Consider the following 12703-nt stretch of genomic DNA (forward strand, 5'->3'; position numbering starts at 1 on the left):
ACATTTTTCTGTCTGCTCACAGGGCGCTATTTTACACCTACTTCAAATTTAACATAGGCTTAAGGAAGCGAGCGGTGTGTGAACCTTCGATTAAAGCCACATCTTCAGGTGTACCTTCTGCAACAATCTCGCCACCACCTTGACCACCTTCTGGGCCAAGATCTAGTATCCAGTCTGCTGTTTTAACGACATCTAGGTTGTGCTCAATCACGACAACCGTATTACCGTGATCACGCAACCTATGTAGTACTGTTAACAGCTGCTGAATATCGTGGAAATGAAGACCTGTTGTTGGTTCATCGAGAATGTACAAGGTTTTACCTGTGTCTCGCTTCGATAGCTCACGCGCCAATTTAACACGCTGCGCTTCACCACCAGATAAGGTTGTCGCTGCTTGCCCTAAGCGAATGTAAGATAGACCCACGTCCATGAGTGTTTGCAGTTTACGAGCAATCACTGGAACCGGATTGAAGAACTCACGCGCATCTTCTACGGTCATTTCAAGGACTTCGTCAATGGTTTTGCCCTTGTAACGAACTTCTAGTGTTTCACGGTTGTAGCGTTTACCTTTACACACATCACACGGTACATACACATCTGGCAAGAAGTGCATCTCTACTTTGATTACGCCATCACCCTGACAAGCCTCACAACGACCACCACGCACGTTAAAGCTGAATCGACCTGGTTTATAACCACGAGATCGTGACTCTTGTGTGCCTGCGAATAATTCACGGATCGGAGTGAAGATCCCTGTGTAGGTTGCAGGGTTTGACCTTGGTGTACGACCGATAGGGCTTTGATCTATGTCGATCACCTTATCAAAATGTTCTAATCCTTTAATCTTTTTGTGTTGTGCAGGAACAGCAGTCGTGGCCCCGTTTAATTGAGTGTGGGCGACTTTGAAGAAGGTGTCATTGATTAGTGTTGATTTACCTGAACCTGATACACCCGTAATACAACTGAATAAGCCTACAGGAATTGTCGCGGTGACATTCTTTAGGTTGTTCCCCGTTGCGCCTACGATCTCTACGACCTTTTTCTTGTCGATAGGTGTTCTCTTTTCTGGCACTGCAATTTCTTTGGCGCCGCTCAGGTATTGGCCTGTCAAAGAGTTCGGGTTTTCGATGATGTCTTGCATGGTGCCTTCTGCTACCACGTGTCCACCATGCACACCTGCACCTGGGCCGATATCGATAACATGGTCAGCACAACGGATTGCGTCTTCATCATGTTCAACAACAAGCACCGTATTACCTAGATCTCTGAGGTGAACCAAAGTTTGCAGAAGACGTTCATTATCGCGCTGGTGGAGGCCAATCGATGGTTCATCCAGTACATACATAACGCCAACTAAACCGGCACCGATTTGGCTCGCCAAACGAATACGTTGCGCCTCACCACCAGACAGCGTCTCGGCACTGCGTGATAGGTTAAGGTAGTTTAAACCAACGTTGACTAAGAAATGCAGACGATCATTGATCTCTTTCATCACTTTATCTGCGATCTGCCCACGCTGACCGTCTAATTTCAATTCTTGGAAAAATTGTAGTGCGTCAGCAATGCTCAGTTCAACGATTTCCGGCAGTGTTGTATCACCGATGAAAACATTTCGAGCCTCTAATCTTAAGCGAGTACCATCACAGCTAGAACATGATTTGGTTGATATGTACTTGGCTAGATCTTCACGCACTGCGCTAGATTCAGTATCACGGTAACGGCGCTCTAGCGTATTTAAGATGCCTTCAAACGGATGACGCTTAACTCGAATATCTCCTCGGTCATTGATGTACTTGAATTCCACTTCAGTACGACCTGATCCTTTAAGAATGATCTCTTGAGTCTTTTTAGGCAGAGAATTAAATGGCGCATACAAATCAAAACCATAATGTTCTGACAGCGATGTTAGCATCTGGAAATAGTAGTAGTTCTTTTGATCCCAACCTTTGATCGCACCTTCTGCGATACTTAGGTTCTCATCCAAAATCACTCGGCTTGGGTCAAAATACTGCTGAACCCCAAGACCATCACAAGTACCGCATGCCCCAGCTGGGTTATTGAAAGAGAATAGGCGAGGCTCTAGTTCCTGCATGCTGTAGCCACACTTTGGACAAGCGAAGTTAGCAGAGAATACGATCTCTTCTTGGTCTGTTTCATCCATCCAACCGACGACAGCGATGCCGCCAGATAGCTCTAATGTGGTCTCGAATGACTCAGCTAAACGCTGTTGAAGATCAGGACGAACTTTGAATCTGTCTACCACGACTTCAATGGTGTGTTTCTTATGAAGTTCAAGTGCTGGTGGATCGGATAGATCACAGGTTTCACCATCAATGCGCGCACGGATAAAGCCTTGTGCCGCTAAGTTTTCCAGTGTTTTAACATGCTCACCTTTGCGTTCTTTGACGATAGGTGCCAGTAACATCATTTTTGAGCCAGCTGGTAGTTCAAGTACCTTATCCACCATTTGGCTGATAGTTTGCGCAGCTAGAGGGATGTTGTGATCTGGACAACGAGGTTCGCCAACTCGCGCATACAGTAACCTAAGGTAATCATAGACTTCAGTAATAGTACCGACGGTTGAGCGGGGGTTATGTGACGTCGATTTTTGCTCTATCGAGATAGCTGGAGATAAACCTTCAATGTGGTCTACATCGGGTTTTTCCATAAGAGATAGAAATTGGCGAGCGTAGGCAGACAAAGACTCAACATAGCGACGTTGTCCTTCTGCGTAGAGAGTATCAAACGCAAGTGACGACTTCCCTGAACCGGATAGTCCAGTGATAACCGTGAGTTTATCGCGGGGAATCGTTAGGTTAACGTCTTTGAGGTTATGCGTACGAGCGCCTCTAATTTCTATTTTATCCATCTCAATAGACCATGTAATTTTAAGTGGCTAAAGTATTACATAGAGTGAGATTTGTGCAAAGTTTTACTGGATAAAAAAACAGTAAAACAAAAAAGGGTGACTCATCGAGTCACCCTTTTACCATTCGAAACGCTAGTTATTAACCAGTCGTTATGCTTCTTTCTTGGTCGAGTGTTTACCTAGCTCGATTTGCTTTTGGTCTTTTTTGTATAGGTTTTCAAAGCAGTAGTTTGTTGCTTCGATATAACCTTCAACACTACCACAGTCAAAACGTTGGCCTTTAAATTTGTAAGCCAATACACAGCCTGCTTTTGCTTGTTTTAACAATGCATCGGTAATCTGGATCTCGCCGCCTTTACCTGGTTCAGTCTGTTCGATCAGCTCGAAGATATCTGGAGTCAGAATATAACGACCAATGATCGCTAGGTTGCTTGGAGCAGTACCTTGTTCTGGCTTTTCTACCATGTCATCAACACGGAAAAGATCATCTTTAATCATTTCGCCTGAGATAACACCGTACTTGTGAGTTTCTTCTTCAGGAACTTCTTGTACAGCAACAATAGAACAGCGGAACTGTTTGTATAGCGCAACCATTTGAGCCAATACACCTTGTTGCTCGTTAACACAAAGGTCATCGGCAAGTACAACGGCGAATGGTTCATCACCTACAAGTTCGCGACCCGTCAAGATAGCGTGGCCAAGGCCTTTCATCTCACGTTGACGAATGTAGGTGAAGTTTGCTGCTTCAATCGTTTCACGGATATTAACCAATAGATCTTCTTTATTGGTACCGCTAATCTGGTGTTCAAGCTCGTAGTTTTTATCAAAGTGATCCATGATCGAGTGCTTACCACGTCCAGTAACGATGCACATTCCATCCATACCAGCTTCAATAGCTTCCTCTACACCGTATTCAATCAGAGGTTTGTTTACTACAGGCATCATTTCTTTAGGCATTGACTTGGTTGCAGGTAAAAAACGTGTACCGTAGCCAGCTGCCGGGAAAAGGCACTTTTTGATCATGATAAGACCCTTTATCTATAATAATTATTGATTCAACTGAGTTGTTGATATTTCTGAGGGCAACTCTAGCATAAGTTATGTCGAAAATTCAGCAACAATAGCCATGGTTTACTAGAGCTTCCCTCAAAATTATCGTCAGACTAAGAGGTGGGTCGATTAGGCAAGCAGGTTCTGGTTTGCCCATGCTATCGCTTGAACTCTATTTTTTACCGCAAGCTTACGGAATATCTGATAGAGGTGAGATTTAACCGTGAACTCACTAATAAACAAGTCATCGGCGATTTGTGTGTTTGAAGACCCTGATTGAAGACAGCGAATCACCTGAATCTCACGAATGGTTAAATCAACATTGGTTGGTGTCGTGTTGGTATTGACCATATTGCGATAATAAAACAACAGTTGATTGGTTACCTTCCTTGGCAGCCAGTTATCGCCATCAATGACTTCTTGAAGACCACGAGCAATCTTGTCCTTTTGTTCAGTGTTGTAAAAGAGTCCTTTTAGTACCCCATAGGTAAGAAGCTCTGAGGTTGGAAGTTGCTGGGGGACATTGAATAAAATGATTTCGTGATTTTTCCACATAACAGTCAGGTTAGGACAAATAATCAGTAGTTGTGGTACCTCTCTGTAATCGACGAGTAAGATCCGGTTACTCTGCTTTCTATCAACTAGCATTAATTCGTCGGGTGTCATTTTGTAGAGAATAATAGATAAGTGCTTTTCTATCTCTTTTACATGTAGATAGGTATCGTTTGGGTCGATACACAGAAAATGCAAAGTGCGAGCGTATCTTGATTTTCTCATTGAAACGTCCTGTTTGAGTGGGATTAGATTCCACGTTGTCATGCAGGCTTTAGCTTCTCTAGCGTCTTGATAGTGACTTGCGTTGAATATCAATTATCAAAGTAAATGAGTGGTTTGTAAGTGGAGAAAAAAGCAACATCGCTCTGAATATCATGATTTGTTACGTTTTTATTCTTTGTAGTGGAGTGAGAATAGGAAGCGATTTATCACAGCAGAAAAGCATGCTATTCTTGTGCGCTAAAAATTTTCTGAGACTATGAATTTAGACGGAGCAAATCATGGCTAGCCGTGGAGTTAACAAAGTTATATTAGTGGGTAACCTAGGTAATGACCCTGAAATTCGTTACATGCCAAATGGCGGCGCAGTAGCGAACATTACCATTGCAACGTCAGAGTCATGGCGTGATAAAGCAACTGGCGAGCAACGTGAAAAAACAGAATGGCACCGTGTTGCTCTGTTTGGCAAGCTTGCGGAAGTTGCTGGTGAGTACCTACGTAAAGGTTCTCAAGTTTACATTGAAGGTCAACTTCAAACACGTAAATGGCAAGATCAAAGCGGTCAAGATCGCTACACAACTGAAGTGGTTGTTCAAGGCTTCAATGGTGTAATGCAAATGCTTGGCGGCCGTGCTCAAGGTGGTGCTCCTGCTCAAGGTGGCATGGGTAACAACCAACAGCAAGGTGGTTGGGGTCAGCCACAGCAGCCACAACAACAGCAGCAATATAGTGCTCCAGCTCAACAGCAGCCGAAAGCACCTCAACAAGCTCCTCAGCAGGCTCAACCTCAATATAATGAGCCGCCAATGGATTTTGATGATGACATCCCATTTTAAGCTCTGTTTTTAATATATTATAAAGACAGTATTAAATTGGAAAAAGCCGCGTTCATCGCGGCTTTTTGTTACCTACAATTCTTAACGCTTTATTTACAACGTCAATTTATAGTATAAGTAGCAATACGGTATAATGTGAGTTGAAAAGGATTTCGTTATTCATGAGATATACCCCGACACTAAAATTGAGCACCCGATTGGTCGCATTTGTCACAGTGATAGTGATCAGCGCGATGTTCATTCTTTTTATTGGTGGCACACTTTCCTTTAAGCGTATTGGACAGGAATATTTAGACCATTATTTGGTTGGTATTGTCGACGTTGTAGATAAAGAGATGGAAGATCCCGACGCCGCGTATTCAATGCAGCGTTGGATGCCTAAAATGTTGCAGGCGAGCAATATTGTTGAGATGAAACTCTCGAACAAGACTGGCATCGTCTATCGTTTCAAAGATACCTCCCCACAAATTGATCCCAATCGTCTTTATGAGAAAAGCTTCATTTTAGAGCGTAATGAAGGGTATCGAATCGAATTTAAAGCACTCCCTCCTTATATTGGCTACAACTACTCAATGGAAGCGATGTGGTCAATTACTTTGGCTGTCGCATTGGTCTTGTTCTGTCTGGCTCGAGGTGTTCGTTGGTTGAAAGAGCAACTCATGGGTTCTGAGATCTTAGAAGAGCGAGGAAGAATGATCCTTGCTGGACAGGTTGAACCTCACGCAAAGGGGGATGAGCGTGAATGGCCTTATACGGCAAGTGAAGCCTTAGATGTATTGATTGAAGAGCTACAAGATGCTCGTCAAGAGCGAAGTCGCTTTGATACCTTTATTCGTACCCATACCTTCCTAGATAAACTCACGGGCACGGCAAACCGAGTTTTATTTGATAATAAACTGGAATCGGTACTGCATGAAAGTGGTGCTCGAGGTGGTGTGTTACTGATACGTATCGACGAGTGGGAACAAGTTCGTGATGCTAACGATAAACAAATCACTGACGGCTTTATTATTGAAGTCGGTGAAGTCTTATCGAATATCGTTCAGCGTTATCCAGATGTCATTTTTTCTCGCTATTACGAAGCGGACTTTGCTGTATTCATCCCGCACCAGGGTGCAAAAGATATTGCGACCTTGGCAGGTCAATGTTTAAGGCAGTTGGATAAGCTAACCCCGCCAGAGCCTTTGGAATCTGATAACTGGTGTCATATCGGTGTGACTATGTATACCGAAGGTGATCGTCACAGCCAGATCATGGATGAAACGGAAACGGCATTAAAGAGTGCTCAGTTAGAGCGTATTAATAACTGGAGCCGTTACCCGAAACAGAATAAGAATGAGTTGGATAGAGGCAGTGTTCGTTGGAGAACATTACTTGATAAAGCGCTGCTTCCTGAAAATTTAGTAATCTTTGCTCAGCGGTGTTATCTTATGCCGGAATCTGGTCAAGCTAATGAATTACATAGAGAAATATTTACTAGAATTCAGGATCCTGATAAAGGTTTATTGAAATCGTCTCGATTTATGCCTGCGGTAGAGCAAGTGGGTTATCAAGCTCAAATGGACCAATCGGTTCTAAAGGTTGTGTTGAAATCGCTGAAAGAATCAACTCAACCTATCAACTATTCGGTGAATCTGAATGTTACCCCGTTTGCTAATAAACAGCACTTTAAGTGGTTTAGGAGTGAGTTGTTACAGCTTTCTGCTCAGCATCGCTCTCAGCTTTCATTTGAGTTTCCAGAAGGGCACTTGATTGCTCATCTTGATTATATGAGACCGGTGGCAAAGATGCTACGAGGTTTAGGGTGTAAAGTTGTGGTTGGTCAAGCGGGGCGAACCATTGTTAGCACTCACTATATAAAAGACTTAAAGGTTAATTACATTAAGCTTCATCGAAGCTTAATCAAGAAAATTGATCAAAGGCATGAGAATCAACTGTTTGTCCGAAGCTTAATTGGGGCATGCGGTGACTCTCCAACTCAAGTTATTGCCGTTGGAGTCGAGACAAAACAAGAGAAGAATACTTTGATAGAGTTAGGCATTAACGGCTATCAAGGAAGATATTTCGACGAAGAACAACAAATTATCCCTTTGCCTAACCACGTTGAAAAGGCTGCAAAAGCGGAATCTGTTGTAAAAGTTGGACGAAGAAATCGATGGCGTAAGAGTAGTAGTTAAGAATGAATTTTAAAGCGATTTTAGACAAGATAAAGCCAACGAATAATAAAGGTAGCTCGCAAGTTGTCCTGCTGGGCAATGATGCCATTTATATTTCATCGACAGAACAAGAACCTCAAGTAACCAGTATTCCCGTGGTTAATGGGGACTGGGAGAGTGCGCTAAAAAAATCGCTTAGCAGTGAGGCGTTTGCCAGTAATCGTCTCCAGTTGGTTGTCTGTGCTAACTACTACCAAACCTATCAACTTGATAAACCGGATATTCCAGAGAGTGAATGGTCGGTTGCGTTGCCATTTTTACTCAAAGATCTCGTCTCTGAAAGGGTTACTGAGATCACGGCGAGTGCGGTCGCGCTTCCGACGTCGAACAAGCTGCAAGTGTATGTCTTGCCTAAAAAGCTGTTAGATAAGCTTTTAAATATTGCCAACTCGGTTCAGATCGAATTAGTTGGAGTAGCTCCTGAAGATGAAATCTGGGGTTACAGTGCTGGCGAGTTGTCTAACTTCATCCTTTTACAGCGCAGCGCTAATTCACACTTTAAGTTGGGTGCGTTTGTTGAAAATACCGTTTGTTTTCAAAGAACGATTCGCAGTGTTGTTCCACCTTTAACGGGTGTTGCGTCAAGTGCTCTGCAGTTAGATGGTCTCGCTTTAGAGCTTCAACGCTCGATTGATTACCTTTCTTCACAAATTAAAGGTACACAGCTTCACCAGCTGAAAATTTGCTGTGACGAAGAAGATGAAGCAGAGTTACAAAGTGCCTTAAATAGTACATTGAGCTCGACAGTTTCATTGTTGGTTGAAGATGAACGTGATAATTCAGAGAGTTTGTTGGTTAAACTCGCAGCTGAAAAAGAGACGTTTAAGGTCAATCTTTACCCTGAACATCTTAAGCCTAAAAAAGAATATTTTACGCTGACCAATGTTGTTGCGAGCTGGGGGCTAGTTTGTGTTTTATTGCTTGGTGGTTACTTCGCGATGCAGTACCAAGTATCTAATCTAGATAAAGAACTAACAGCCCTGCAACAAGACTCGAATCAACTTAACAAGCAAGTTAACCAATTGAATAGTAAGTTAACTCAACACAAACCGTCCCCAGAGAAAGTGGCGGCCGTTGCGCGTCTCAAACGTGAGACTCAAGCAAAAAAAGAGGCTTTGAAGGCGGTCGGGCAATACGACGAATCCCAACAAGTCGGGTATTCTGGCGTCATGAATTCCTTAGCTAAACTAGGCCGAAATGACATCTCTCTTTCGCACATCTACATGACCCACGATACTTTAGATCTTAGTGGCTTGGCTCGTAACGCAAATGTCGTTCCGAACTGGATTGGTCAGTTTAAAAGTGAGCTTAATTTAGTTGGACGTGCTTTTGAAAAACTAAAAATAGGTCGTAATGATCAGGATGTGGTGACGTTTGAGTTAAGTACTCGTCGGGAGAGTAAATAATGCAGCAGTGGAATCAACTTAGCGATAAGTTTCTTGCATTGAGCCAAAGAGAAAAATGGCTACTTTTCGTGTGTGGTTTTGTTGGCCTATCCATGTTGTTGTTTACCTTATTGGTAGAGCCCGCGTATCTCGACTTACAAGCGAAAAATGCCAAGGCGACCAGCCTGACTCAATCAAACCAAAGGCAGCAAGGTGAGTTACTTGTTCTACAAGCTAAGTTAAACAAAGACCCAGATAAAGAAATTAACCTCGAATACAAGAAACTAATGCGAGAGAGCCAAGATCTTTCATTGCAGCTTTCAGAGATTGTCGACGGGTTGATTACGCCTTCTCAAATGTCGCAATTATTGGAGAGTGTTCTTAATGCCGGCAATGGGCTTAAGCTTGAATCGCTAGAGTCGTTAAAACCAGAGGCGATTTCGAACAATAAAGAAACCAGTGAATATTCAGGCTACTTTCTTCACCCTGTGAGAATGGAACTAACAGGTAGTTACTTTGATATTTCAGCTTACCTTCAAGCACTTGAGTCTCTTCCTGTTAGCTATTACTGGCGCACATTTGAATACACGGTAGAGGAATATCCTAAAGCTCGACTGGTGTTCGAGGTTTATACATTAGGTACCAGACAGGAGTTTATCGGTGGTTAGAACTCTTTTGTTGTTTCTGCTGTTTAGCAGTTCCGTGGTGTGGGCTGAGCAAGATCCAACGGCGCCATTAGGCTGGCTTTCACCTCAACAGAAAACGGCACCTGCTAAGAAAGCACCAACTCGCTATCGCTTACCTTCTTTAGAAAGCATCGTGTGTAAGGGAGATACGCCTTGCTATGCGATTATGAATGGTCAGATTCTCGGCCAAGGGGAAACGATCAGAGGGTACCGAGTTAAGAACATAGATCCAGAATACGTCACTCTGCAGAGAAGCTCTAAGCAGTGGAAATTAGAGATGTTCTCTTTAGATGTTAAGAATAATTAAGGTTAGAGTGAAGACATGCGTAAACTTGTAGTTGCAATCCTAGTGTCATCTTTGGTCGGCTGTTCGATGGGGCATAGAGATCCTGTTGAGATTAAAGAATCTTTAAACGAATCAATTAATGAAGCCAATAGCAGAGCGCTTCATGAGCTGCCTTCGTCGGTACAAGATGACCTTATGCCTCAGCTTAGTTCTGACTCTATGTCTCCGGGGATGGAAACGGTTAAGCGTTTTCGTATTCAGGCAAAAGGTGTTGAAGCGAGAACCTTTTTTGCAAGCTTAGTGAAAGGTACTGAGTATAGTGCTGCTATTCATCCAAGTGTTTCTGGAAAGCTCACTTTTAATTTAACCGATGTGACGTTAGATGAAGTGCTGGCTGTTGCTCAGGACATGTATGGCTACGATATTGAAAAGCGTGGAAAAGTCATTCAGGTTTACCCTGCAGGTTTACGTACAGTAACGATTCCTGTCGACTACTTACAGGTTAAGCGTTCTGGTCGCTCATTAACGACGATCACGACAGGGACTATCACGACTTCTGATTCAAACTCGTCGAGCTCTTCCAGTTCCAATTCAAATTCGTCGAATTCATCCAACTCTTCTAACTCATCAAACTCGACATCGAACGGTGGTACAGAGATTGAAACGACCTCTGAAAGTGACTTTTGGCCACAACTTGAAGCCGCCGTTGCTCACTTAATTGGTTCTGGTGATGGACAGAGCGTCGTTGTTACCCCGCAAGCCAGTGTGATTACTGTGCGTGCTTATCCTGATGAAATCCGTGAAGTTCGTGAGTTCTTAGGCATTTCTCAGAAGCGCTTACAACGCCAAGTGATCTTGGAAGCAAAGATCATGGAAGTGACTTTGAGTGATGGCTACCAGCAGGGTATTAACTGGACCAAGATGTTCTCGTCAAATGGTACTAACTACACAATTGGCATGGGCTCTATTGTTAAAGATGCAGCCGGTACGATAATCCCAGGTACATTGCCAGGGATGGACCCAATTGGTGCAGCTTTAGGTGGTCAATCTAACCTAGTTGTTTCTGGTGGTAGCTTTGAAGCAGTATTAAGTTTCATGGATACACAGGGAGATTTGAACGTGCTGTCTAGCCCTCGAGTGACAGCTGCGAATAACCAGAAAGCGGTTATTAAAGTCGGTACTGATGAATATTATGTAACTGATTTATCAAGTGCGGTTGGTAGTGGCGATAACGCGAATGTCGCTCCTGAGGTTGAATTAACCCCGTTTTTCTCTGGTATCTCTTTGGACGTGACACCTCAGATCGATGATAAAGGCAGTGTGTTTTTACATGTCCACCCGGCAGTTATTGAGGTGGATGAAGAGGTCAAAGAGCTTAACTTGGGTTCAACAACAGGGGTCGTGACGCTTCCTTTGGCAAAAAGCTCCATTCGTGAGTCTGACTCAGTGATTCGTGCTCAAGATGGTGATGTTGTGGTTATTGGTGGCTTGATGAAATCAAATACCAGCGATGTAACCTCTAAAGTTCCATTCCTTGGTGATATTCCAGCCCTCGGCCATTTATTCCGTAATACCAGTCAGTTGACGCAAAAAACTGAGCTTGTGATCTTGCTTAAACCGACAATCGTCGGTGTGAACACATGGCAAACAGAGTTAGAGCGTTCTCGAGATCTGCTTCAACAGTGGTTCCCAGATGATGAAGAGTAGTTACTTACTTTTTCAATGTAGATTGGCAGTATCTAACTAAGCTAGGTTACTTATGTATCAAGCTCATTTTGGTTTTGAACAACTGCCATTTACCTTAACGCCGAATACCGATTTTTTTTATGGTTTAGCGCCTCACTTTGAAGCGATTCAGACGGTAATATCGGCGTTAGAAATGGGCGAGGGCGTGATTAAGGTCACCGGAGAGGTCGGTACTGGAAAAACCATGGTTTGCCGGATGCTGGTCAATCACCTAAATGATTGCACAGCTCTAATTTACCTGCCAAACCCTGTGCTCTCAGGTGCAGACTTACGCCAAGCCGTTGCTAAAGAGCTCGGTTTGACTATCGACAGTGAAGCAACCTTGATTGACAACATTCAGCATAAGCTCATTGAATTGCACAATTCGGGTTTAAGAGTGGTGGCAATTCTTGATGAAGCTCAGGCTCTATCGGATGAAGCTCTCGAAACACTAAGGCTGTTTGGCAACCTTGAAACAGAAGATAAGAAGCTGCTGCAGATTGTTTTATTGGGGCAGCCTGAGCTGGATGCTCGACTAGAGGCTTACCATCTCAGACAGTTTCGCCAAAGAATCACGTTTAGCTCAACTTTGAGGCCGCTGACTCTCGATGAAACGGTGGCGTATATTGATAACCGGATCGCTAAATCTGGTGGTAATCCTGAGTTGTTCAGTTTGAATCAAAAAAAGGCGATTTGTCGATCGTCGTTAGGTATCCCTAGATTGATCAATCAACTTTGTCATAAGGCTCTATTGCTTTCGTTCAGTGAAGATAAGAAAAGTATCGACAACCAGCATCTGTTTTCCGCTATGCATGAAACATACGATGTGTGTAAGCCTAAATTTAAAACGCCAATACTGTGGGGTTGGAATTAATT

General features: G+C 43.3%; 10 protein-coding genes. 7 read left to right on the forward strand and 3 right to left on the reverse strand.

From position 1 onward, the window contains the following. Window positions 1–37 precede the first annotated feature (37 nt). The 3 genes from uvrA to OC193_RS01715 form a co-directional block, all read right to left on the reverse strand. Window positions 38–2869 (reverse strand): excinuclease ABC subunit UvrA, encoded by a 2832-nt coding sequence (uvrA, locus tag OC193_RS01705; RefSeq protein ID WP_048662717.1) that lies wholly within the window; start codon window positions 2867–2869, stop codon window positions 38–40. Between the two features lie 150 nt (window positions 2870–3019). After that, entirely contained in the window at window positions 3020–3892 is an 873-nt protein-coding gene (gene galU / locus OC193_RS01710; protein ID WP_048657943.1) for a UTP--glucose-1-phosphate uridylyltransferase GalU, read from the reverse strand. Between the two features lie 156 nt (window positions 3893–4048). Beyond that, a complete protein-coding gene (locus tag OC193_RS01715) occupies window positions 4049–4696 on the reverse strand; it encodes a LuxR C-terminal-related transcriptional regulator (RefSeq protein WP_048662718.1) in 648 nt (215 codons plus the stop codon). A 278-nt stretch (window positions 4697–4974) separates the two neighbouring features. On the opposite strand from OC193_RS01715, the gene OC193_RS01720 reads away from it, so the two are divergent. From OC193_RS01720 to OC193_RS01750, 7 genes are all read left to right on the forward strand, one after another. Then, the gene (locus tag OC193_RS01720; RefSeq protein WP_016797199.1) at window positions 4975–5529 is read left to right on the forward strand and encodes a single-stranded DNA-binding protein; all 555 of its coding nucleotides are present in this window, start codon (window positions 4975–4977) and stop codon (window positions 5527–5529) included. A 161-nt stretch (window positions 5530–5690) separates the two neighbouring features. Next, window positions 5691–7706: an RNase E specificity factor CsrD gene (csrD, locus tag OC193_RS01725; RefSeq protein WP_048662719.1), complete on the forward strand. Its 2016-nt coding sequence runs from the start codon at window positions 5691–5693 to the stop codon at window positions 7704–7706. A gap of 2 nt (window positions 7707–7708) precedes the next feature. Next, window positions 7709–9151 (forward strand): MSHA biogenesis protein MshI, encoded by a 1443-nt coding sequence (locus OC193_RS01730; protein WP_048662720.1) that lies wholly within the window; start codon window positions 7709–7711, stop codon window positions 9149–9151. Beyond that, on the forward strand, window positions 9151–9798 hold the full coding sequence (gene pilO, locus OC193_RS01735; protein ID WP_048662721.1) for a type 4a pilus biogenesis protein PilO: 648 nt from the start codon (window positions 9151–9153) through the stop codon (window positions 9796–9798). The genes OC193_RS01730 and pilO overlap by 1 nt, the downstream gene beginning before the upstream one ends. Continuing rightward, window positions 9791–10123 carry a hypothetical protein gene (locus OC193_RS01740; protein ID WP_048657948.1) on the forward strand — a complete coding sequence of 111 codons (333 nt, stop codon included), beginning with the start codon at window positions 9791–9793 and terminating at the stop codon, window positions 10121–10123. Before pilO ends, OC193_RS01740 begins: the two co-directional genes overlap by 8 nt. Window positions 10124–10138: 15 nt before the next feature. Continuing rightward, complete coding sequence (gene mshL / locus OC193_RS01745) at window positions 10139–11809, forward strand: pilus (MSHA type) biogenesis protein MshL (RefSeq protein ID WP_048657949.1); 1671 nt, start codon at window positions 10139–10141, stop codon at window positions 11807–11809. Between the two features lie 52 nt (window positions 11810–11861). Beyond that, window positions 11862–12701: an ExeA family protein gene (locus tag OC193_RS01750; RefSeq protein WP_048662722.1), complete on the forward strand. Its 840-nt coding sequence runs from the start codon at window positions 11862–11864 to the stop codon at window positions 12699–12701. Window positions 12702–12703: the final 2 nt, after the last annotated feature.

This window comes from Vibrio crassostreae (assembly GCF_024347415.1).
Taxonomy (GTDB): domain Bacteria; phylum Pseudomonadota; class Gammaproteobacteria; order Enterobacterales; family Vibrionaceae; genus Vibrio; species Vibrio crassostreae.